Raw genomic sequence first — 25,924 nt, forward strand, 5'->3', positions numbered from 1 at the left:
TGCGGTCAGAAACAAGATCATTCACCTGATATTCGCCCTGATAAAAAATCAGACAACCTACCAGAACAACTTGCATTTGTCATAGAAATCAGCCTGACAGTAGTTTACAAACTAATTCATCTATCAATAAAGATATTCAACGACAAACCTGCATTAGGATACAACTTTATGATGGTAGGATAAGCAAGGTATTTCTTCGCCTTCGACATCTTTCGCCTTCCTTATGGATTTCAGGATGTTATCGACATCTTTGTCGCGTACATATATGCTAAGCGCTATGTGAGCAGTTTCAACCAGAGTTTTGATAAGACCGCGCTAATCCAGGTCGTAGTCTTCTCCCCATTAGGATATAGCATCTCACAGGCTCTGGTAGGCATGGCTCTTTTTATGACCCTACTCCAAATATATGCCAATTGAAGAGAAAGCTAAAAAATCAGCGGAGTTGCCCGTGCAGTATATCTATATGGACTGGACGTGGCCAAGGCTGAGCTGGAAAAGGTGGGGTAGCTAAGAAGGAGTAAGAAGCTTACTGCCTCTTTCTTCTAAAAAGATGAAGTTAGAATATTTACAAAGAAACTCATGTGTAAGGAATTGCTGCGGTAGATGTGCTGCATGGCACGTTCGTGCCATTACTATTTCACAAATTACTCTAAATGCATGTGGTTACCTACTTTCTTGTTCAGGTTAGCGAATAGATCTTTTCTGTCTTTCAAATCAAACAGTTGGTAAATGTTCTTTATATGATATTTAACCGTATTCTCAGAGACGCAGAGCTTATCCGCAATTTCTTTATTAGCCAGGCCAGCTACTAAATGATCCAGCACCTGTCTCTGACGTTCAGACAGCAAGTTGGTGTTTATATTCGAGGTAGTTGATAGATCGGGGGAGCTGGTTTTACTTTGAATGATATAGGATTGCAATTCAGCAGACATTCGGACTATTTCCTTCTCCATAAAAGCTTTTTGCCGGCGATATAAGTATAACCACACACCTAAGGCTCCAACTATGATTAAAAGACCAATAATAAGGAGAGTTAGATAGAGGTGACTGGCTTTTTGGGCGGCTAAGTGCTGATCCTTCGTTTTTAGCATCATGGCCTCCTTCTGGTTATGGAGGGCCGCTATATTTTCGGCCTGGGCAAAAATCTTATTGAGGGTATCCAACTTTTTAGCTGCAAAAGCGATCCCTTCTATATCATTCTTATTCTTATAGATAGTAAGCAGCTCACTGTACGCATATATATCATATTTTATGATGGCACACGAATCAGCGTAGGTACTGGAATGGCGCAGGGCCTCCTGCATTTTATCCATCTGATTCATGGCTGAGTAGAGTTGCATCTTTTTTACATAAATCATGGGTAAGTCACACGGGGAGGACGCACGTAGCCATTCAATAGCTTTGTCGTAGGTGGTTTCGGCCTCCTGGTATTGCTTACGCATGAAAAGCAGGTATGCCTGCTGCATGACTATTTTGGCTTTGTTCTCCAGATCAATATGGCGGAACCCTGTCTTTTCGATGGCACGCATTATTCGATCTGACTTTTCGTACTCATGTATATCAAAGTAAACAAAAGCCTCCTGAGCCAGGATAGCCGCCTGGTATTGATCATTACGTGGAGTCTGCCGGGCAAATTGCCGGGCTGTTTCGAGAAACTGCAGCGTAGATGGATAATCCAGCACCCTCTTGTAGGTATAGGAAAGCAGAAGTGAAGCTTGGTACTTATCCTCAGCACTGAGAGATGTGCTTTCAAGAACTGGTAATAGCAGTGCCTGGGATTCCCGGTATTTTAAAGCATTATTTAATTGATAGACTTTGTCTTCAAGCTGGCGAAAGGTATCTGTTTGACCAAAGGCAGGAGAAATCAGTAGCAAAATAGTCAAGACGCTCCAAAGAGTACGTCCAGATAATAATTTCATAAAATATATAAATAACGAAATAAACAGATGGTGTATAGGGGGGCTTTTCGAGGAATCAAAGTTAATGAATAATAGATAAAGTTACTTTGAAAGCTCCTGTAGAAGTCAAAAAAATTGACGCCTGGTCAAGCTGGCCTGCTGATGGAGGCCAAAATTATTTGTTCGCTAATATAGAACAAGGGAGTTTAAAAGGCTGATTATAAATACTATAAAAGAGGAGACTACCCTTTTGGGTAGTCTCCTCTTTTTGTAAAAACTACCCGAAAGGATGATATGAATGAGTTAGGTCAAAAATACATTTGCCAACTACTATACACACGACCGGACCAGGGCAACCTTGAACAATATCAGATCAGGGTTGCCTGTGGGTTCCAGGTTTTATGGTAGATCCTTTTTTGACCTCCCCTAATCATCCTCCAAACAGACCCTTGATGATTGATAATTTATGTAATGTAATGTTTAGGTCTTACCAGTGTAAGCTACCTGGTCAGTATCTGACTATTATCAACTCTATACTCTTCCTGTTATTCAGCGGCTACATTTCTTCCAACGCCAAATCCATCTGTGCGGATGCCCCTGGCCATAACGGGGGATTAGCTGTGATCACCACTTACAGGGCAAGGACAGGGCTGGATGCCGGAACCCCTAAACCAGCTAATGATCCTTGCTTAGCCATCGATGATGAGCCGGCCGACCAGCAGGTGTGCGAGGGCAGTACCGCCCGCTTCACCATCACGGCCAGCGGCACGATCACTGGCTACCAGTGGTACCGCAACGGTCAGCCCATAGCGGGGGCGACCAGGAGTATTTACGAGTTTGTCGCGAGTGCAGCACAAGATGGGGAGCAGTACTCAGTAGATGTACTAGGCCCCTGCGATACTCTGACCAGCCAGGAAGCTGAACTTATGGTGGATACCAAATCCGCCATCATGGTTCAACCCCTGGGAGCTACTAAATGTGCTGGTGATGAATACACTTTTACCGTAACGGCCACCAATGCAGGTGCTTTCCAGTGGATGAAAGATGGAGTGGACCTGGCGGATGAGGATGGGCTGAGCGGCAGCCAGAGCGCCCAGCTGACTATTACTTCCCTGTGCGCCAGCTGTGACCCGGGTAACTATACCGTAGAAGTGTTCGGTACGGGCGCCTGTGACCAGCAGAGCGTCACCAGCTCTGCGGCGCAGCTAGTCGTCAACGAGCCCGTCAGCATCAGTACACAGCCGGTGGCTCAGCAGGTATGCGAAGGCAGCACCGCCCGCTTTACTGTAGCAGCCAGTGGCACCGTCAGCGGCCACCAATGGTATCGCAATGGTGTGGCCATAGCGGGAGCCAACGGCAGCACCTATGAGTTTTCAGCCAGTTCATCGCAGCGTGGTGATGAGTACAAGGTCGAGGTGCAAGGCCCCTGCGGCAACATTATGAGTAGCGTTGCAGCACTTACCGTCAATACCAAACCCGCTATTACAGTGCAGCCTGTGGGTGCCATCAAGTGTGTAGGTGAGAAACATACCTTTACCGTCAATGCCACCAACGCAGGTGCCTTCCAGTGGATGAAGAACGGAGCTGACCTGGCGGATGAACCTAGTCTGAGCGGCAGCACTACTTCTTCGCTGACCATTACCTCCCTGTGCGCCAGCTGCGACCCGGGTAGCTATACAGTAGAAGTATTCGGTACAGGCGCCTGTGACCAGCAGAGCATCACCAGCAGCGCCGCGCAACTAGTCATCAACGAGCCCGTCAGCATCAGCAGCCAGCCGGTGGCCCGGCAGGTATGCGAAGGCGAGAAGGCAGTCTTTTCCGTCACGGCCAGCGGCACGGTCACTGGCTACCAGTGGTACCGCAACGGCCAGCTCATAGTAGGTGCCACATCTTCCTCTTATGAGTTTGCGGCTAATGCAGCACAGAATGGCGACAAGTACACTGTAGAGGTACTAGGCCCCTGCGGGAACCTGACCAGTCAGGAAGCTGCAATCACTGTCAATACTAAGCCTGCCGTCACGGTGCAACCTCTGGGTGCTACCAAGTGTGTAGGCGAGAACTATACCTTTACCGTCACCGCCAGCAACGCCGACGCCTTCCAGTGGATGAAGAACGGAGTAGCCCTGGTGGATGAACCCGGCCTGAGCGGCAGCATTACTTCTTCGCTTACCATTACCTCCCTGTGCGCCAGCTGCGACCCCGGCAGTTACACCGTAGAAGTATTTGGTACAGGAAGCTGCGATCAGCAGAGCGTCACCAGCAGCGCGGCGCAGCTAGTCGTCAACGAGCCTGTCAGCATCAGCAGCCAGCCGGCCGACCAGCTGGTATGCGAAGGCGCTACCGCCCGCTTCACCGTCACGGCCAGCGGCACGGTCACTGGCTACCAGTGGTACCGCAATGGCCAGCTCATAGCAGGAGCCACATCTTCCACCTACGAGTTTACAACCAGTGCGGCACAAAATGGAGCCAAGTACTCAGTAGAAGTACTAGGCCCCTGCGGTAACCTGAGCAGCCAGGAAGCTACCCTTACCGTCAATACCAAGCCTACCATTTCGGTTCAGCCCGTGGGAGCTACTAAATGTGCTGGCGAGGAGTATACCTTTACCGTCACGGCCAGCAACGCCGGTGCTTTCCAATGGATGAAGAACGGAGCAGACCTGGTGGATGAAGATGGGCTGAGCGGCAGCGAGACTTCTTCACTCACCATTACCTCCTTGTGCGCCAGATGTGATCCCGGCAGCTATACAGTCAAAATATTCGGCACGGGAAGCTGCGATCAGCAGAGCGTCACCAGCAACGCTGCGCAACTAGTCGTCAACGAGCCTGTCCAGATCAGCAGCCAGCCTTCTGCCCAACAGGTATGCGAAGGCAGTACTGCCCGCTTCACTGTCACAGCCAGCGGTACGGTCACTGGCTACCAATGGTACCGCAACGGCCAAGCTATAACAGGAGCTACTAGCAGCACTTACGAAGTTGCAGCTGCCAGTGCCGCGCAGAACGGCACTAAGTACTCCGTCGAGGTACTGGGACCCTGCGGTACACTCAACAGTAGTGAAGTCCAGCTTACGGTCAATACCAAACCCACCATCACAGTTCAGCCCGTGGGAGCTACTAAATGTGTTGGTGAGAACTATACCTTTACCATCACAGCCAGCAACGCCGGTGGTTTCCAGTGGATGAAGAATGGGGTGGATCTGGTGGATGAAGCTGGGAGCCTGAGCGGCAGCCGCACATCTACATTGACACTGACGGAGCTTTGTTCCACCTGTGACGCAGGTAACTATACCGTCAAAATATTCGGTACTGGTGCTTGCGATCAGCAGAGCATCACCAGCAGCGCTGCGCAGTTGGTCGTCAATGAGCCCGTCAGGATCAGTATACAACCGGTAGCCCAACAGGTATGCGAAGGCAGTACTGCCCGCTTCACTGTCACGGCCAGCGGTACGGTCACTGGCTACCAGTGGTACCGCAATGGGCAGGCCATAACGGGAGCCATGGCTTCCACTTATGAAGTTACAGCAGCCGCTGCAGTACAGAATGGAGCAAAATATTCGGTAGAGGTACAAGGCCCCTGCGGTAACCTGCTCAGCAGCGTGGCTGAACTTACAGTTACGTACGTTGCTCCTCCTACCATATCAACTAGTAAGCCTGACGGCCTGTGCATTGGTGAGCAGGCCTTGCTAACGGCAACGGGCTGTGCCGGTACTGTCAACTGGTTTCTTGATGATAAGCTGATCGCTACTGGGGTGACGTATACCACACAGCGTGCAGGTACCTATACCACTACGTGTACCAACTCAGGTTGTACCTCTCTTTCAAAAAGTAACGCCATTACTGTAGTACAACATACTGCGGTAGAATTTACTTCTTCCGTAAAGAATGTGACCTGTTTCGGAGGAGCGGATGGCTCGATCAGCATCACTCCTTCCGGCTCGGCGGGCGCTCCGTACACGGTTAGCTGGACTAATCAGAGTGGAGGTCCTGCGAATACATTGAATGGGTTGAGCATCGGTACCTACGAGTTTACAGTCAAAGACCGTATCGGTTGTTCGGTTACTTCCAACCTGTCAATTACGCAGCCTCAAAAGCCTACTGCTTCTCTAAGCGCTAAGGATGTGACTTGTTTCGGAAAGCGCGATGGCACGGTCTTGCTGAATGCAAAGAGCGACTACGGCAACTTTACGTACAGGATTAACAATGGTACCCCTGTTAGCTTCTCGGGCGAATCAGTTACCCTCACCAACCTGGATATAGGTACCTACTCTATTAGTATAGTAGATGGGAAAGGGTGCGAGGTAATGGCTCCTACTTCAGTTACAATCAACGAACCGTCGGCCGTCGTTACTCAATTGGTAACGGCTACGAATCCCCGCTCATTTGACTCAAAGGATGGATCCGTAGAAATCAGTGTTTCGGGTGGTATCAACCCTTATTTTGTAAACTGGTATGATGCCAATAGCGCAGATATTACTCATAAAAGTCAGATTACGGCAACGGCTACCGGAATTACCAGTAAGCTATCCAATCTGGATGGAGGCAATTACCGGGTCGTTGTAAAAGACAAGAACGGGTGTGGGCAGTCCCTTAGCCAGAGCCTGATTGCGCCTAAGCGGATCGAGATAGTAGCTAAGGTCGATTCAATCAGTTGCTTTGGCCGTAAGGACGGGAAAATAGCTATTGCAGTAACCGGAGGTGTCGCGTACGCGGGACAGTCTCCATACAAAACCAAGTGGCTGCGCCTGACGGGTAGTGGCGCTACGGAAGCGATGAATACTGAAGGCTTCACCGTTGATAACCTGGCTCCTGGCTTGTACGAAGTGGTGGTTTCGGATGCTAATCAGATTTCAGTATCGGCCAAAGTACAAGTGGTTGAGCCGGACTTATTGACTTCTAAGGTAGCGAAAGTAGTTCCAAACTACTGTTTGTCCCAACCGCTGGGAGAAGCTACCTTAACGATAACCGGAGGTCGTTCTCCCTACACAGCCACCTGGAATGGTACTACCGTACCTAGTAATACCATCCCAAAGCTTCCCACGGGGACACACACGATCACAGTGGCAGATGCGTCAGGTTGCCAGACCACCAGTCAGGTAGCCATCGCGGATAGTACCTCCGCCTTCAGCGTAGGAACTAAGTACACCCCACCAAGTTGCTATGGTCGTTGCGATGCCACCTTATCTTCCGAAGTAAAAGGAGGAACTGCGCCCTTCCGGTACGAATGGAGCGGTATCAATGCCACTCAGCCACAACTAACGGCTGTATGTGGAACCGGACAGACCATGCTGACAATCACGGATGATAAAGGCTGTGTACTCAGATCGACTCCCGTAGCGCTGACCTCACCTGAGCCAAGACCATTGGACCTGGCCAAGGAACTGGAAGTATGTCCTACTCAACCTTTCTCACTTAATGCTTCAACCCTAAGCTGGGGGAAAAGCTTTATCTGGAGCTACCCCGATGGTACCACCAGGCAGGGAGCAATCGTACAGGCCGATTCATTGGGTATCTATGAGCTAACGGCCCTGGATGAGAACAGTTGCGGTGGTAAGCAGCAGGTGACTGTCAAACCATTCACCTACGTCAAGCAGCTCTTTACGCTGCCTAGCGAAGCGCTTGTAGATAAGCCGGTCGTATGTGTGGATCTTACCAATCCGGTACCCAGTGCCATTCGCTGGCAGTACATCGGTGGTAATCTGGTAAGCCAGGATGCCTATAGCGTTAAGATCCGCTTCCCACAGGTAGGTACCTATAAGATTGTAGAAACGGTAACCGTGGACAACTGCGAGTACCCGCTTACCAAAACGATCGAGATCAGAGACCAGATCAACAACGGAGGCTTCCCGGCCCCGGTGGGTATGAGGCCTTTCCAGGTAGAAGTAATGGGTAATCCGGTAACCGGAAATCAGGTGAAGCTGGCGGTTGAAAATGAAGCCAACGAAGACTTTACGGTGATGGTACATTCATCCGCTGGCGATCGGGTACTAGTACGAAAGAGCTTCACCAACACGGGGTCAGACCCCGTCACACTGGATCTGCCTGCTATGCAATTGATAAGCGGTACCTACATTCTTACGGTAGTGACGCCAACGACCAAAATATCCAAGATCCTGCTGATTAACCGATAAAATGACCAGCCCATTGGCACTAATTACATCCATCATGAGCCAGCATAATACATGCCGCTCCTGGCAAACGTATGCCCTCCTTCTCCTTCTGTGGGCCGGGCTGCGGTCTGTCACTGCCCAGTCAGTCGATCTTGAAACAGTTGCTAAGGCCAAGCCCTTAGTGGTAACCGGTGGGGTGGGAGCCACTACACTCTTTACGAGCGGAATTCCCGATGTCGCTGGTCCGCTGAACTACTTCTTACGTGGCAACCTAAACCTGAATTTGTACGGAAGTGTCTCTGTGCCGCTCAACTTCAATTACTCTGACCGGCGGGTGGAGCTTTCACAAGGCTATTCATTCAACCAGTTCAGCATCAGCCCTTCGTACAAGTGGGCGCGGGCCTATATAGGTACCAACTATATGACCTTTTCGCCCTATACGCTCAATGGTCACCAGTTTACGGGAGGCGGGCTCGAGCTTACCCCCGACAAGTGGCGCATTCAGCTTATGGGCGGGCGTCTGCTCCGGTCGCAGTATACCGACACCACCAACACCGGCCCCACCTACCGCCGGATGGGCTATGGCTTCCGGGCTGACTACAACCCGGGCAGTTATACCATCGGGCTCACCATGTTTAAGGCGTATGATGTGGCCAATACCCTGCCGCTGCTGAACCGCCGGTTCCAGAACCAGGTCATCAACCCGAAGGATAACATGGTAGTAAGCCTGAACTTCGGTACCACGCTTTTCCACGCCCTGCAGGTTAACGCGGAGTACTCCAACAGCGTCATTACCAACGATCAGGCCACCGAGTATGCCCGGGTACCCCTGCGGACCCTGGCTGGTCTGTTTATGCGGGGTAATGCTACTACGCAGTCTTACAATGCTTTCAAGGGTAATGTCAACTACAACATTGCCGCCACCAATACCATCGTGGGGGTGGGGTATGAGCGGATAGATCCGGGGTACTCAACCCTGGGGGGCTACTACTTCGTGAATGACCTTGCCAACTACACCCTGAACTTCAGCCAGCAACTGCTACAGGGGCGGCTAGGCATCGGGGGTAATATGGGCTACCAGAAGGATGATATACTAAAACGGAAGGCCAATAGTCAGAGCCGGATGGTTGGTTCACTAAATGCCAACGCCCGCATCAGCGAAGACTTTAATATGGGTCTGAACTTCTCCAATTTCAGATCGTACCGCTTCCTCAATGATACCTATTCACAACTGGTGCGGGTACCGGGGCAGATCATTGATACGCTATCCTACGCGATGGTGTCCAGGACCCTGGGCTACAATGCCAATAAAGTACTGCGCAAGACAGAGACTCAGGAATCATCGCTGAGCTTTTCGGCCAGCTACATCGGTTCAAATAACCGCCGGGCCAATGTCATTGATTCGACCGGAACTACTAATATCCTGAACTCCTCCCTGACCTATACGCTGGGCTTCCCCCAGCAGAAAGCGGCCGTTAATGCCAGCCTTACGTATTTCAGGAATATGTTGTACTCAGGTACTATCCAGGGGGTAGGGCCGACCGTCGGTCTGCAGAAGACCTTTGCGAGTGGGTTCAATACCACGTTCAATATGTCTGCCATCTCGGTCACTAATACGATGGGAGAGGCTAGTCAGGACAATTCCCTGGCCCTGAATGCTCAAGTAATGGCAAACATGCGTGTCGGTAAAAGCCACAACTTCAGCGCCAATGCAGGATTAGTAAGAACGGGTGTCAACACCTACCTCAACGGCAATGTAGGTTACAACTTTACTTTTTAGATCTGTCTGATTGTGAATATCTACCCTCTATTACCCCTTCGTAAGCTATACGCCATAACGACTATTCTGCTGGGTACGCTGGCCGGAGTACCCGCCGCCGTGGCTCAGGAGTACTATCCAGTAGTGGCTCGTTTCACGCAGCTGCCACCGTATCCGATCTACCTGGCCGATTTCAGTAACCCTTCACAGACTAACCTATCCATCCAGGTACAGCAAAATGACCGTACCATGGCCTCACGCGCATTCCGGATCCGGATCTATATCGAAGGACAGGGATTTATGATCCAGAGCACGGATGTGGTGCAGGGCGAACCGCCTCTGACCCTTAGCTACGGACAGATGTATAACCTGCCGGCCGATCAGGTAGCCAACTACTTCAAGCAGTATAATCTCAAAGTAAGCCCGGATCAGTACCGTCGCCCGTTCAACGAAGGCGCTTTCCGGTTTGGGGTGGAGATCGTCGACTTCCAGACCAACCGTCCCATCTCGGGTATACAGTGGGCCAATCCTGTATGGATCTCTATCAATGAGCCTCCGGTGTGGGTAATGCCGCAAAACCAGATCTTCATGGAGCCGATGGCTCCCCAGAATATCACATTCCAGTGGGCACCCCGGCATACCAACGTCAGCGATGTGGAGTACGAGTTTACGATCACGGACCTGCTGGTCAATGGTCATTTCAATGCCAATATCCAGAACCTGTTTTTGGCCCAGCCTGCTTACTACACCACCCGTACCCGCGGTACTACGCTCAACTACAACGCGACCTTTCCGCCTTTGATACCCGGTCGGGTCTATGCGTACCGGGTACAGGCCGTTGCCAAGCGCGGACGCGAAGACGTAGGGGTATTCCGTAACAACGGCTTCTCCGAGATCCAGTACTTTACCTACGGCAGCCGGCTCCTGCCTCCCACCCAACTAAAAGCGGCCTGGGATGAGGCGAATAAGATGGCAACCTTCTCCTGGAAAGGCGAGCCGGAGCATAAATCGTTTCTGGTGGAGTACGCCGAGAAGGGGAGTGCCAGCTGGCAGAGTAATCAGCCCCTCGCAGCAGGCACCGGCTCTTTCGCCTTTAACAGCCTGAACCCGTCCAGAAACTACCAGTTGCGCGTGTATGGCATCAATGAGAAGAATGAGAAGATAGTCTCGGAGGTCATCAATCTGGAGAGCAATGACATTGCTGCTTTTGTAAAGGCAGAGGGCGTCAAAAAAGACAACAGTGAGTATAAGGGAGAGGCCAAAACCGATAGTACCGGACTCAAAAAGCTGGACCCTACCTGTGAAAAGCCGGGGCTGGCGATCGATGCCGGATCATCCTATGATCCCAAACCGGCCGATGTACTGGTTGCCGGAAATTTTAAGTTCGTCAATGCCGGCGACAAGAAGGGCGTACTGCAGTGGAGTATTCCCTTCGCGGAAGATTTGAAGCTGCCCGTCAAGAAGGTAAATATCTGGGCCGAAATGGACGATAAGGCCAAATTCAATGCCGATAAGCAGCTGAAAGAGGGCTCTATCAAAGTAACCTACAACGCCGAGAAGCTCAAAGATCTCAAGCGTATCTCTGACAAAATTCCCTACGACTCGCTGATGGCCGATGGCATCGGTAAGCAGCTGGATTCCATCAGCCGAAAGATCAACGACCATATCACCAAAGGCCAGAGCTTGGGTCGGGCCCTGATCACCTATTCGGACATGGAGAAGAAATGGGGAGCCTACAAGAAAAACCTCGATACGCTCAACAACCTCTACATGGTCAAGGACAGCTTGTTGTCAAAGGGGATAAGTAGCCTGAAGAAAAAAGTAGACGGCGACAAGAAGGACGATAAAAAAGCGGATATGAAGGAAGACAAGAAAGAGGAAAAGAAAGTACAAGAGAAGAAAGAAGAAAAGAAAGAGGAGAAGAAGGCCGACAAAAAGGAGGAAAAGAAGGAGGAGAAGCTAACCCGCGAAGCCAAAGAGAAGCTGAAGGAAAAGATTGCAGCCCTGGAAGTACGACTGAAGGATACGAAGAAGGATAAAGAGCACGTCAACAAACTGAAAAAGCTGGTGGACGGAGCTTCCGATGGGATCAATGAGGAGCTGAAAGGACTTGACCCCAAGAAGGCACAGAAAGAAGGGTACCTGTCGAGTTATCCTAAGAAGTTTCAGGATATCTATTCCAAAAATCCTAAGGAGGTGTCCTTCAAAATCCTTAAAGAAATATTCAACCAGTTTTACAACGGCTCGATTGGTGGAGCTAGAATCAACTTCAACTAATCCCTCTGTCTGTACTCATTCATGAAGACATATTTAGTAGCAACGGTAATTTTTATAATGAGCCTGTCGACGGCTCTGGCCGGGGGCAAGGAGCCCGCCAGCCAGATGGCCCTGAAACGGCGGATCGTGAACACATTGATCGGCGATCTGAAACGGCAGTATGGTGCTTCCTCCATTAAGGTGTCAAGCCTGAGCAGCCACCGTCCACCAATGCAAGCTGGCATCCGGAAAGATGATAAGGACGATAAGAAGGGGGGGCAGAACTCTGGGTCGGCGACCAAAGCAAAGGAGCTGTTTGAGAAGCTGCAGAAAGAGAAAAAAGACCTGCCCGACTACCGGACCGATGCGGCCGTGGAGTTCCCGTTGCTGGTCAACCTCGTTACGGAGGGCAACAGGCAGGTCGCTATATGCTTCAACGACGTAAAGATCTACCCCGGCTACAGCGAGATATCCATGTTCCTGAAGATACGGGTTAGCAGCTACACCTTCTTCTTTGGGGCCGATAAGCTCAAGTACCGTGAAAACAGCGAAGGGGGCTTTTTTGAAAGTGGCCGGCTGGTACTGCTCGGCGATGCCACCTACAAAACCAAGAGCTACTCGTACATCCTGAAAGGGGGAGACATCAAAGACAACGGAAACTTCGGCGATGCTACTTCGGTATACTACAATTGCGGCAAGCTCGAAACCCTGAAATTGGGGGGCGAACTGTGGCTGAACCCTGACTACTTTGTACCACTGGATAAGAAAGGCAAGCCCCTGAAAGATTCGACCGAGCGGGTCATCACCAAGCTGGATGCGACCATCGACCTGTCCGACAAGTTCAAGAGGCTGGACGAGTTCATTGTTAAGTTAAGCTTTTCGCCCTTTGCCCTCAAAGCGTACAAGGATAAGGTGGGCTTTAAGGTAGATAACGTCACACTGGATCTGAGCGAAACAGTGACTCCCGAAGGAGTCATCGAGACACTCAGTAAGGTAGATACCCTCTACAAGAGCAACAGCGCAAAGAAAGGCAAGCAATGGACCGGACTGTACATTGAAAAGCTGGAAGTATACCTGCCCGAAGAGCTGAGTGGGAAAGAAAAGGGTGACTCCACCAAAGCGGACAAGAAAGAAGCGGTAGCCAAGGCGGACGATAAAGCCAGCGAAGATAAGCCGCTCCGGAGTTTCTCGGCTTCCAACGTAGTGATCGGGGATGTGGGTTTGACGGGCTCTTTCAAAGGATTCAATGTAGTAAGGCTGGATGATGCCCGCCCTATCTCCAAGTGGGATATGTCGGTTGATACGGTGCAGATCGACTTTATCAACTCCACCTGCAAGAAGTTCGTCATGAAGGGCATGGTCAAGATCCCTCAGGACGAGACCGTCGCTACGTGTGATACAAATGGGGAGGGGGATAAAAAAGAGGAGAAGAAGGAAGAGAAGAAAGACGCAGCTGCGAAGCCCGATAAGAGCAAAGCTATGCTGCTGGCCTATTCGGGTCTGGTGAGTGTAAGCGATAAAGTGAATAGCTACGCGCTGGCGGTCAAATTTGCCTCGGATCGTAAATTCGGATTCCTGGGTGGAGAGGCTACCCTGAAATCAAATTCGGCGGTGGAACTGATGCTGGCAAAAGAGAGAGGTAAAAACGCCAGATTTGAAGCAAAGGCTACCCTGAATGGTACTTGGACATTTGCTATCAAGCCCAAGGACGCTACAACCAAAGACATCGACAAGCAGCCGGAGGGGTGCCCTACTAAAGATACAACCAAGGCTATAGGCTTCCGTAATGTGGCATTTACTGACTGCCAGTTCATGACCACCGCGCCTTATTTCCGGATTGGTAGCTTCGCCTATTCGGATACATCCAGCAAATTCAACAACTACCCCATCTTTATCGAAAAGTTTGAGGTAAAGACGCTGGCCGAGAAAAAGGATGGGGATAAGAAGGACGCAGATAAGAAAGAGGATAAAAAGGCTGACGCGAAAGATGCCAAAAAGGATACAAAAGCAGAAGGCAGCAAGCAGGAGCAATTAGCGGTCAACGTAGTGTTCAGGGTATCGTTGCTGGAGAAGTCGCTGAGTGGGAAGGGCGACATCGGCCTGGTGTTCGACTACGGTGAGCAGAACGAAAAGTTCAGGTTTGCTTACAATAGTGTGAATATTAAAGAAATTGAGCTGAAAGGAGATTTCAGTGCCTTCAAATTTGAGGGAGGACTGAAAAGCATGAAGAAGGATCCTGATTATGGTGATGGATTTATGGGGCGCCTGACGATGCTGATAGGCAAAGAAGATCCTTCCACCATAAAAATGAACGCCATATACGGAATAAAGGAACCCGTTGGCCGCTACTTCTATCTTGATGGATCCTACGCCAATCCTAATGCACCCGTAAAGCGGTTTGTAGATAAGAATCTCCAGATCAATGGTATTGCCGCGGGACTGGCAATTAAGATGGCTCCCACCAAAGAAGCATCGGAGTTTTCGGTATTCAAGAAGAAATTTGTCCCTCAGTCGGGCCGGTACTCCCTGATCGTAGGGGCGCCATTCTCCAACATCAAGCCCAAGCCCGGCGATCTGTTTGATGGCAATGCCCTACTGACCGTAAACATCGGCGGCTCGTACGGTATTGCGAGTGTGCTGGCGTACGGAGATGTCCGTGTAAAAGCCAAGAGCTACGAAGTACCTAACGAAGCAAGCTTGAAAGCCAGCTTTGCTTCTTCGTCCAAAGGCGTAGAGGAGGGGAGTGGTGCCAAAACCCTGGCTGATACCAAAGCCAAAGCAAACGAAGCCGATGGAAAGAAAGATGCCAAAACAGGGGCATTCGTAGCCAATATCGGTGCGGAACTGGACCTGGAGCGGGGCGGCTTATTTGTCGATGGTGTTGCCTTCCTGGACATGGGAGCACTGACGGGCGGCTACGAGAAGAACAAGGTCGGGGACCTTACAATGTACCTCGGCAAGGAAGGTTTCTACTCCTGGCTGGGTACCCCTACCAGGCCGCTGATGGCTCAGTTCGACTTGGGAGCAGGTGCCGTTATCAGGGGGGATGCTTATCTGGATCTGGGGCGTCTGCCACCCGCTGACCAGATGGTACGCAAGTACCCCGATGGGCTGATCAGCCAGCTGGAGGTAGCCAACAAGAAAGCGGTCGAGCGCGGCTATCCCAAGTTTGAACTCTTCCAGCCCGACAATATCTCCGGCAAAATGAGCGCTAAAAACGGGATGCTCATCGGTGCATCGCTTAACATTGACGGCAAAGAGTACCGCTACGATCCTTTCTATGCCCGCATCGGGGGTGGGGTTGGTTTTGATATTGTAGTCGGCTCTTACGACAATGCCCTCTGTCTATCCGGGGCCCGTATCGACGGTATGTACGGATCGGGTCAGTTCTACCTCTATGCCAATGTGACGGCCGGAGTCGAAATACCCAAATGGAAGTGGTTTGGCCCCTGGCGGTTTGATGTCGGTGATCTGAACGGATTGGTTATTGGCAAGGCGGGGGTACCGGCTCCTATGTACCTCGATGGTCTGCTCTATGGTAAGTACATAAAGAAGCTGCAGCTGCTGGGCTACGAACGAACGATCATCGATAAGGAATTCCTCTTTAAGATCAATCTGGGTCAGGAGTGTACGCCCAACATCATCACACCCACCGCCGAAAAACGCGATGCTGACATAGAGGAAGGCATTATCTGGGCGGGCCACGAGTTCAAGAAAGAGCAGAAGATATACTCGAAGAACAAAGACTTCTACATCGTGTATCAGAATGACGGAAACCTCGTAAGCTACACCCGGGATAATGTACCTCTCTGGGCCTCGGGCACCAACGGAAAGCAGGTTACAAAGATGACCTTCCAGAAGGACGGTAATATCGTAGCCTACAACGACACCAAAGCGGTGTGGTCGTCAGATACCTACAACAAGAACGGACAGGCGCTTATCCAGCAGGGCGATGGGAACCTGGTCATCTACGACAGCAACGAAAAAGCGGTCTGGTCTACGGGTACCTATGGTTTCAAATTCCCCAAAGCCGACGAGAAAGCAGAGGAAGAGCAGCGGGGTATCATACGTCCGCCCTTTACGCTGGCGCCGAATCAGGAAATGACCATCACGTCAGGGGGCGAACGCTATAGCCTCAAGTTCCAGCCAGATGGTAACCTGGTAGTGTACCGCAATGGTACGTCGGCCATCTGGTCATCTAATACCTGGGGCAAGGGCATCACCAAATTTGAATTTGAAGGCCGGGGCAACCTGGTGTTCAAGCGGGCGGACGGAAGCGTACCAACCGGTTCGGGCACCCATGATAAAGCCCGTTATTTGCAATTTGGTAAGGACGGCCTGAAGTTCTACAACCGCGACAACCACGAAATCAGTTACAACATCCCGGCTATTCGTTAGACATGAAACATAGATCCTTATTTTTAACCCTTCTCTATATCCTCTCGACGGGCAGCTTGCTGCTTGCTCAACCCACTAAAACGGCACCCAGGCCAGCTCCCAAAACCGTGGAGCTGGGCCTGATCGCCAAGGTAGCCAACGGCAAGGTCTTGTTACGCTGGATTCCCCTTAGCTACAGTACCTGGGCGCAGGGCATTGACAAGGGGTATATCATTGAGCGTACCGACGCGCGTGGTACTAAGGTCCGGCTTACCGAAGGGCCTGTACTGCCCAACGTAGAGCCCATTGAGAACTACAACGACAGTACCAAACAACAGGACATGACCCTGGTATCGGTAGCGCTGTATAAGGATGGTGTCAAAGACAAGATGCCCGCAGCGCAACTCCGGCAGAGCTACGACTTCTTTATGATGAGTAGCTTATTGAACTACGAGTCGTCCAAAGTAGCGGGCGTCGGCCTGGAAGACTCCACCGCTGAGCCGGGGCAGGTATATACCTATACCGTATCGCTGGTGGGCAATCCGGCCCAGTCGGCAGCCATTAAGGTCAATACCGCCGAGCCTACCCAGTACGCACCCATCCTTAACCTTAACGGCAAGGCCACGCAGCAGACCCTGGACCTGACCTGGGATGAAAAGGCCTACCGGAGCGGCTTTGCCTTCTACGTCATTGAGCGTTCGGACGATGGCGTCAACTACAAGCGTCTGAACCAGAACCCGTACATGAACAGCAGCCCCGAAGCCACCAGTATCATGGGCTACCGGGAGCTGATCCCCCGCAAAGATACCCTGTTCCACTACCGTATCCGTGGGGTGGATTACTTCACGCAACCCTCCGAGCCCTCCAATGTGGTCAAGGTGATGGCTATTCCGGCGCTGCCGCTACCCACCGGTCTGGCGGGCGAAATGACCCAGGATAAAGGCCTCACCGTGCAGTGGGAGTTTCCGAAGGAGATGGAGAAGTACATTGAGAAGGTCCGGCTGTCGCAGTCCAATTTCATCGACCAGTTCTATGATACCGCCGTTGACAACCTTTCGCCTGCGACCCGATCGGCTACCTTCCGGGCCAAGAGCCGGGCGGTGTATGTGCGGGTACACTATACCGATAGTCAGGGGGTAGAGGTGGCGTCGGCGCCCCGTCTGGTCCAGTTAGTCGACAGCATTCCCCCGGCGCCTCCGGTAGCCGTCAAAGGTGCTATATCAAGGGAAGGCTTGCTGACGCTCGAGTGGAAGGCCAACCCCGAAGAGGACATCATGGGGTACTACGTATTCGCGGCCAACGACTCGCTGGGTACCCCCACGCGCATTACCGATAGCTACATCACTACCCATGCCTATCGGGATTCGGTAGCGGTAAAGAACGTAGCCAATAAGAAGATGTACTACTATGTACTGGCCATCGACAAGCGTTACAACCACTCAGAGCTATCGGAGGTTGCGGTGGTAAAGCGCCCCGATCTGGTACCCCCTACAAAGCCTAATTTTACGGATTATGAGGTAGCCGAAAAACGGGTAGCACTGGAATGGGTAAACCCTACCGACGATGATATCCTGCACACTACCCTCCAGCGACGCAAGCAGGGAGGCGAATGGACACCACTCCGGCGGTTCAGTCCGAAAGAGGCGCTGACGGCCTACGTAGATACCACCGTAGCCTCCCATACGCTGTATGAGTACGACCTGGTCGTGGAGGATCAGGGTGGAAATACCGCCGGGGCCTATGTACCGGTGGTTATCCAATCGGCCGAAGAATTGACCCGCATCCGTTTTACTGAGGTGAAAGCGGTCTACGACGAGGAGAAGCAGCAGGTAGTACTCACCTGGAAAGCCGACCAGCTGGAGGCGATTGAGGAGTTTGTGGTGATGAGGGAGTACCCGGGCGAAGAGCTATCGACCTGGCAGGTGGTGGATGCCAGTGAAGGGGCGTGCGTGGATGATCAGCTGCACAAAGATGCCAAACATACTTACGTCATCCAGGCCCGGCTGAAAGAGGGCTACCTGTCACCCTCCTCGGCCAAAGCTGAAATCCAGTTGTAGATTGACAAATCTGCAATTGCAATATAAAAAAATTATACACCATTGATTGCCGCTACTTTTGGAATTGTATAACAAAAGCAGTAGGGGTTAACTGATGGAAATCTTGAGTAGATGAGCCTGGATTAATTGAAGGTAAGAAGAATTTGTTAAGCCTTAACTAGCTATTCCTATAAGCTTCGTCTGATAAAAATAAAGCCATTATTTCAGTCAATCATATCTATGAATATGGTCCTAAAAAGGCTTGAAAAGTGGGGCCATAAGCGGGGCCTTTTTTTGCTTGGGGCCATAGATGGGGCCATTTTGTGCAGGAAGGTTTAGATAGGAGCCATCTATCAGAAACATGCTTAGGTGTTACCTGAGGCAATAGTATATAACCTACTCTTCAAGCTCCTCCCTCTATAATAGCTAATAGGAACATTTTGGGTTAGAGCCAGTCACCGGCTGTATCATAGCCAGTCTAATACCTCCTAAGGTAGCCTGTCTTCAGAGGTAAAAGGTTATGCAACAAAATAGGTCCCATTCAGCTGAGTCCAACGATGATTACTAGTTTAAATAATGGGTCATAAGAAAAAATATGTAATTGTGTAGTAGCTACACAATTGATTGGCCTTTATGTTATGAGAATAACCTGGTTTTAACTGATGCCCTATATACATACCCATAGAATTCTGGTAGCACTCGATTGTATCATCTTTGGTTTCGACGGGGAAGGACTCAATCTGCTGCTGGTTAAGCGGAACTTTGAACCAGAAATTGGCAAGTGGTCGCTGATGGGTGGCTTTCTCAACGAGGGCGAAAACCTGGAAGATGCTGCGCACCGAATAGTATATGACCTGACGGGACTCGACAACAATTACCTGGAGCAATTTCAGACGTTTGGGGCCATTAACCGGGATCCGGTAGAACGTACGATTTCAGTTGCCTACTATGCCCTGGTTAATATTGAAGACCAGGATTTGAATGCAATCAGGTCGCACAATGCATCCTGGATTAGTCTCTCCAAAAAACCTAAGCTCATTTTTGACCACGATCGCATGGTGGAGGAGGCTCTGAATAGGCTGCGCACAAAAGCAGCCCTTAATCCAGTCGGCTTTGAACTATTACCAGTAAAGTTTACTATTCCTCAGCTTCAGAAACTATACGAAGCCATTTATGACACCAAGCTCGATCGCCGGAATTTTAGCCGGAAGGTCCTGTCGACAAAGCTGTTAGTGGGAACCGGGGAAAAAGACATGGGCTCCCAGACCAAAAAAGGCCAGCTTTATACCCTTAATGCCCCGGAGTACATCCGGCAACAAAAAGGCAACTTCGGCTTTATGCCCGAACTCATTATGGCTGAGGATTAGAAAACTTAACTACCCTAAATGCTTATCTAAAATTGTGTCAGAAAAACACAATTGGCTAAAAAAAGGAGAACCACCGGTATGCATCACAAAGTTTCAGTTATCTATCAACCCATTGCGCTGAATTGAAACAGCCTGTACCTATGTAATCTCATGAAAATCCATTTACTATTCTTCACCCTTACATTCCCGGTGTTGACTGCATTAGCCCGAAGCCAAACCAGGGGCATCACCGACAAGGTTAAGGTCGGCATGATCCGTTACCTCTACAACCATTATACCAATCCCCGGTGGAGCTGTATGCTCATTTGTTTAGCTCTAACAAGCTTATCAATTACGGCTTTTTCGCAGGACCAATCGGCATTAAAACTCTGGTATACTACACCCGCCGGAAACATCTGGGAAAATGCCTTACCTATTGGTAACGGTCGGCAGGGAGCCATGGTCTACGGCAACGTAGCCAGGGAAACCATCCAGTTGAACGAACATACCGTCTGGAGCGGTAGCCCCAACCGGAATGATAACCCCGATGCGTTAGCTGCCCTGCCTGAAGTCCGGAAGCTGATCTTTGACGGGAAGCAGAAAGAAGCCGAGCAACTGGCCAACAAATCGATCATCACCAAAAAGTCGCACGGACAGATGTTCCAGCCCGTAGGTAACCTGCACCTGACCTTCGAGGGGCATGATAACTACACCAATTACTACCGGGACCTGGATATAGAAAGGGCCGTTGCCAAAACGTCGTACACGGTCGACGGGGTGACCTACACCCGTGAGGTATTGGCTTCGCTGCCCGACCGGGTACTGGTGATGCGACTGTCCGCCAGCCAGCCGGGCCGGCTGGCCTTCAAAGCGTCGTATACCACACCACAGCCTGCGTCTTCCATACAAACTACCCCGGCCAAGGACCTGACGCTGACGGGTACTACATCAGACCACGAAGGTGTAAAAGGCATGGTGCGATTCAAAAGCATTGCCCGCATTAAAACGGAGGGCGGAATGCTCTCGGCAACGGATACCACCCTCACCGTCAACGGGGCCAATGCCGCGACAATTTATATCTCCATTGCCACCAATTTCAATTCGTATAAAGACCTTGGCGGAAACGAGAATGAGCGGGCGGCCGCATACCTGAACAAAGCCTACCTCAAAGCCTATGCGACTATGTTGAAAGAGCATATAGCCGCTTATCAGCGCTACTTCAACCGGGTCCGGCTAAACCTTGGGACCACTCCCGTTGACGTGGCCAAGCTCCCCACCGACGAGCGACTCAAGAACTTCCGGACTGTCAACGACCCGCAGTTTGCCGCGCTCTATTATCAGTACGGACGCTACCTGCTGATTTCGTCCTCGCAGCCAGCCCGCGCCGGACGGTACGCCGATGCGGAACCGGGTCAACCTGCCAACCTGCAGGGCATCTGGAACCACCGAATGCGGCCGCCCTGGGACAGCAAGTACACCATCAATATCAACGCCCAGATGAATTACTGGCCCGCCGAAAGAACGAATCTGGCGGAGCTGCACGAGCCCTTCCTGCGGATGGTCAGAGAGCTGTCGGAAACGGGGCAGGAAACGGCCCGTGTGATGTACGGCGCCAGAGGCTGGATGGCTCACCATAATACCGACATCTGGCGGGCTACCGGCGCCATTGACGGAGCCACCTGGGGTATGTGGGTGGCCGGTGGCGGCTGGACGGCCCAGCACCTCTGGGAGCATTACCTCTACAACGGCGACAAAGCTTATCTGGCATCGGTGTATCCCATTCTTAAAGGGGCCGCCCTGTTCTACGTAGATTACCTGATCGAACACCCCAGGTACCACTGGCTGGTCGTCAATCCGGGTACCTCTCCCGAAAACGCGCCCCAGGCCCACGGCGGCTCATCACTGGATGCGGGTACCACCATGGATAATCAGATTGCCTACGATGTATTCAGTACTGCCATCCGGGCGGCCGGAATTCTGAAAAAAGATGCGGCTTTTGTGGATACGCTGAGGCAGATGCGCAGCAAGCTACCGCCCATGCACATTGGTCAGCACGGTCAATTGCAGGAATGGCTGGAAGACATCGACGACCCCAACGATAAACACCGGCACATTTCGCACCTGTACGGCCTGTTTCCGTCCAATCAAATCTCCCCCTACCGCACACCCGAGCTGTACAGTGCGGCCAAAACCTCCCTCATTCACCGGGGTGATGTATCAACCGGCTGGAGTATGGGCTGGAAAGTCAACTGGTGGGCTCGCCTGCAGGACGGAAACCATGCGTATACCTTAATTCAGAATCAGCTTACGCCCCTAGGAGTCAACAGGGAAGGGGGCGGTACGTACAATAACCTGTTTGATGCCCACCCGCCGTTTCAGATTGACGGCAACTTCGGCTGCACGTCGGGCATCACCGAAATGCTGCTGCAAAGCGCCGATGGCGCCGTTCATATCCTGCCGGCCTTGCCTGACGTCTGGCCAACCGGCAGCGTAACGGGACTTCGGGCGCTGGGTGGTTTCGAGGTAGTTGACATGCAGTGGAAAGACGGTAAGCTGACGAAGCTAGCAGTCAAATCCAACCTGGGCGGAAACCTACGTCTGCGGGTACCCAATGCCCTGAAAACTAACGGAGGAGGGGCACTGGCGACCGCGTCGGGCCAAAACCCAAACCTGTTTTATCACACCGACGATACTCCGGCTCCCGTTGTATCACCAAAAGCCAGTAAGTCAGCGCTGACCCTAAAAGAAACGCTGCTGTACGATATGCCTACGCAGGCCGGAAAGGTATATACCCTGGTAGCCCGATAACTCAATGGCAGATCAATTAACCTGATATTGTTCCAAGTATACTGATGAGAAAGTACCTGAATCTAATTGCATTTGCAGTATTTAGCTGCGTTATGGGTTCGGCCAGTATTGCGCAGACGACCCTGGTAAATCCCATCCTGACCGGCTTTTACCCCGACCCGAGCGTAGTAAGGGTGGGGACGGACTACTACCTGGTCAATTCCACCTTCTCCTATTTTCCCGGCATACCGGTCTTCCACAGCCAGGACTTAAAAAACTGGAAGCAGATCGGTAACGTCATCGACCGGCCCGAGCAGATGGATTTTATGGGCGAGCCGATGACGCGTGGACTCTTTGCACCCGCCATCAGCTACTACAAGGGGACCTACTACGTGACCTGCACCGACATCGACCATGACGGCAACTTTGTGGTAACGGCCACCAATCCCGCCGGACCTTGGAGCAATCCGGTTAAACTCCCCCAGGTGCGAGGGATCGACCCCTCCATCTACTTCGACGAAGAAACGGACAAGGCCTACATCCTCTACAACAGCGACGCCCCTGACCGCAAGCCCCTGTACTCGGGTCACCGGACCATCCGGATGTACGAGTTCGATTACCGGAACCTGAAGGTGAAGGGTGACGAAAAACAACTGGTCAACGGCGGGGTAGACCTGTCCAAAAAGCCGGTCTGGATTGAGGCCCCGCACATCCTGAAACGCAACGGCTGGTATTACCTGTACGCGGCCGAGGGCGGTACGTCGGTCAACCACACGGAAGTCGTGCTACGCAGCAAAGACGTCTGGGGACCGTATGTGCCTTATGAACATAATCCGATTCTGAGGCAGAAAGACCTGCCCGAAGACCGCAAAAACCCCGTTACCTCGGCGGGCCACGCGCAGCTGGTAGAAGGCCCCGACGGAAAGTGGTACGCCATTTTCCTGGCTGTACGTCCCTACGAAGGCGACTACTACAACACGGGCCGCGAAACCTTTATTGCGCCGGTGGAGTGGAAAAACGACTGGCCAATCATTAACCCGGATAGTAAAGAAATAAAGTACGGGTACCCCGTCGGCTATAAGGAGGTAAAGCCCAAGGGAGCGCTCCCGCAATCCGGAAACTTCAGTTACACGCTAACCTTCGATAAGGCGCTTGACCCCGCCCTGCTGTTCATGCGCACCCTTGATAGGAGCTGGTTCTCGCTCTCCAAAAAGCAGGGGTTAACCCTCAAACTGAAGCCTGAAACGGTCATGGAGATGGGCAACCCGGCCTTCATCGGCAAACGCCAGCAGCACCTCTACAGCACGGCCGAAACGGAGCTGGATTTTACACCTAAGTCAGAGAAAGAAAAAGCGGGACTAGTTATTTTCCAGGACGAAGGACACTTCTATTTTTTAGCCAAATCAATGGCCCAGGGGAAGGCCGTGCTTCAGCTTTATAAGAGCAAACCCAAGGAAAAGGACATGGAACTGCTGGCTGAGCTGCCGCTGGCCAACTCCTCGGGTAAAACGGGTCTTCGCATTACCTCAAAAGGCGATACGTACAGCTTTCACGTAGCCACCGACGGAAAAAACTGGACTCTGTTGAAAGACAATGTGGACGCCAGATTCCTGAGCACTAAAGTAGCGGGCGGGTTCATCGGCTGTGTGTACGGCCTCTACGCCACGTCGTCGGGTGAGCCATCGACAAATACAGCTTCGTTCAGCTACCTGAAATACGGGGGAGATGACCCCATGTACAAGTAACATAGATTACCCCTTTTTTATATTTCATTTTTGATATTCTGAACCTATGAAAACAGTCGCTTTAACATTCTCTCTACTAATTTCTTCCCTCCTGGTCAGCGGCATTGCTCACGCCCAGTCCAATTTCAGCAGCAAAGTGATTGGGGTAGGCGTGGTGGTGGCCGACCTCGAACGCTCCCTGGACTTTTATGTCAATGGCATTGGTATGGTCAAAACCGGAAATTTTACCATCAACGAAGAATTTTCGAAACGCTCTGGCCTGGCCAACGGGGCAGCCGCTGCCGTTACCATTCTGAAGCTGGAAAACAGTCCCGAGGCTACCGACTGGAAGCTGATGAGCTTTGGCAAAAATGCATCGCACCCTACGCCCAAATTCATCCAGGACGATACGGGCATGCAGTACATCACCATCAACGTGAAAGCCCTGAACCCGATCATCGAGCGATTGAAGCAGATGAAGGTGCCTCTGCTGGGCAGTACCCCCACGCCCCTGAACGGTAAAACGCACTTTGTGCTGGTACAGGACCCCGACGGCACATTCATTGAACTGATCGGGCCACTTGAGTAAGCAGGCGAAACCTATTCAAAAAGTAATGGCTGTTAGATCAACTTTTATCTGTTCGACTATGATGAATTGCATGTGGAGGGTGTCTGGAGCAAGCGCACTGGCGGTCTTTTTGTTTCTTTCTTTTACCGCACAATCACAGGAAATCATTCCATTATACCCCGCTGCGGTTCCGAATTCAAAACCTGCTGATGTACAGGAGTCGGGGGCGGAGTCGGGCGTGCTGAAGGGCATTACCAAACCCACACTGGAGTATTATAAACCTGCCCCAGGCAAAGCGTCCGGGGCGGCTGTCATTGTCATCGCCGGCGGTGGTTACGGTGTTGTGGTTTATAAAGGCGAAGGCATCAGCACAGCGAAAGCGCTGGCCGAACAGGGTGTGGCGGCTTTCGTGCTGAAGTACCGGCTTCCCAGCGATGCCATTATGGCTGACAAGAAGATTGGCCCGTTGCAGGATGCCCAACAGGCGATTAAACGGGTGCGGGAGAATGCCACCCAATGGGGTATCGACGCCAATAAAATCGGCATTATGGGCTTTTCGGCGGGTGGACACCTGGCGGCAACGGCGGCTACGCATTTTGAAAAAGCCTACATCGACAATACCCCTAACACCAGTCTGCGGCCTGACTTCCAGATTCTGGTTTACCCGGTCATCAGCATGCGCGATAGCCTGACGCACGGCGGCTCGCGGGATAACCTGTTGGGCAAAACTCCGTCGCGACAGGACATTGATCTGTTTTCCAATGAGCTTCAGGTACGGGCCAATACGCCACCAACGTACCTGACCCACGCGGCTGACGATAAACTGGTGGACGTAGACAACAGCATTGCCTACTTCGAACAGCTTCGACGCCAGAAAGTACCCGTCGAAATGCACATCTACCCTAAGGGGGACCATGGTTTTATCTTCCGTCACCCCGGCTGGATGGAGCCTCTGTTTGCTTGGATGAAAGTGAATAGCTGGATTAAAAACGAATAAGCTGTTGACCTATCCCGACAGGGTGTATCTATATTAAGCTAACTAACTCTTTAATCCCTAACCATTGATCGA

The 25,924-nt window shown here is 51.5% G+C and carries 12 protein-coding genes; 11 read left to right on the top strand and 1 reads right to left on the bottom strand.

The genetic code is table 11. The features are described 5' to 3' along the window. On the top strand, positions 1-183 hold a 183-nt coding region (locus tag JTN23_RS23695), incomplete at its 5' end, for a hypothetical protein (RefSeq protein ID WP_247237569.1). Positions 184-644: 461 nt separating this feature from the next. On the opposite strand, the gene JTN23_RS23700 is transcribed toward JTN23_RS23695, so the two are convergent. Next, on the bottom strand, positions 645-1,919 hold the full coding sequence (locus JTN23_RS23700) for a response regulator transcription factor (protein ID WP_247237570.1): 1,275 nt from the start codon (positions 1,917-1,919) through the stop codon (positions 645-647). 431 nt (positions 1,920-2,350) lie between these two features. On the opposite strand from JTN23_RS23700, the gene JTN23_RS23705 reads away from it, so the two are divergent. The 10 genes from JTN23_RS23705 to JTN23_RS23750 all read left to right on the top strand — a co-directional run bounded on the left by JTN23_RS23705 (position 2,351) and on the right by JTN23_RS23750 (position 25,852). After that, positions 2,351-8,023: an Ig-like domain-containing protein gene (locus JTN23_RS23705; RefSeq protein ID WP_247237571.1), complete on the top strand. Its 5,673-nt coding sequence runs from the start codon at positions 2,351-2,353 to the stop codon at positions 8,021-8,023. A 1-nt stretch (position 8,024) separates the two neighbouring features. Continuing rightward, complete coding sequence (locus JTN23_RS23710; RefSeq protein ID WP_247237572.1) at positions 8,025-9,782, top strand: hypothetical protein; 1,758 nt, start codon at positions 8,025-8,027, stop codon at positions 9,780-9,782. A 12-nt stretch (positions 9,783-9,794) separates the two neighbouring features. Next, positions 9,795-12,038 (top strand): fibronectin type III domain-containing protein, encoded by a 2,244-nt coding sequence (locus JTN23_RS25960; RefSeq protein ID WP_247237574.1) that lies wholly within the window; start codon positions 9,795-9,797, stop codon positions 12,036-12,038. Positions 12,039-12,059: 21 nt separating this feature from the next. After that, positions 12,060-16,415, top strand: coding sequence for a hypothetical protein (locus JTN23_RS23720; RefSeq protein WP_247237575.1), 4,356 nt, complete (start codon positions 12,060-12,062; stop codon positions 16,413-16,415). Between the two features lie 2 nt (positions 16,416-16,417). Further along, a complete protein-coding gene (locus JTN23_RS23725) occupies positions 16,418-18,451 on the top strand; it encodes a fibronectin type III domain-containing protein (protein ID WP_247237576.1) in 2,034 nt (677 codons plus the stop codon). Between the two features lie 641 nt (positions 18,452-19,092). Further along, the gene (locus tag JTN23_RS23730; RefSeq protein WP_409049471.1) at positions 19,093-19,797 is read left to right on the top strand and encodes an NUDIX hydrolase; all 705 of its coding nucleotides are present in this window, start codon (positions 19,093-19,095) and stop codon (positions 19,795-19,797) included. 297 nt (positions 19,798-20,094) lie between these two features. Then, positions 20,095-22,584, top strand: a complete 2,490-nt coding sequence (locus JTN23_RS23735; RefSeq protein ID WP_247237622.1) for a glycoside hydrolase family 95 protein — start codon at positions 20,095-20,097, stop codon at positions 22,582-22,584. A gap of 92 nt (positions 22,585-22,676) precedes the next feature. Further along, positions 22,677-24,308 carry a glycoside hydrolase family 43 protein gene (locus tag JTN23_RS23740; RefSeq protein ID WP_247237624.1) on the top strand — a complete coding sequence of 544 codons (1,632 nt, stop codon included), beginning with the start codon at positions 22,677-22,679 and terminating at the stop codon, positions 24,306-24,308. 46 nt (positions 24,309-24,354) lie between these two features. Then, complete coding sequence (locus JTN23_RS23745) at positions 24,355-24,876, top strand: VOC family protein (protein WP_247237577.1); 522 nt, start codon at positions 24,355-24,357, stop codon at positions 24,874-24,876. A 79-nt stretch (positions 24,877-24,955) separates the two neighbouring features. Beyond that, entirely contained in the window at positions 24,956-25,852 is an 897-nt protein-coding gene (locus JTN23_RS23750; protein WP_247237578.1) for an alpha/beta hydrolase, read from the top strand. Positions 25,853-25,924: the final 72 nt, after the last annotated feature.

The organism is Telluribacter roseus, assembly GCF_017355915.2.
Classification (GTDB): domain Bacteria; phylum Bacteroidota; class Bacteroidia; order Cytophagales; family Spirosomataceae; genus Telluribacter.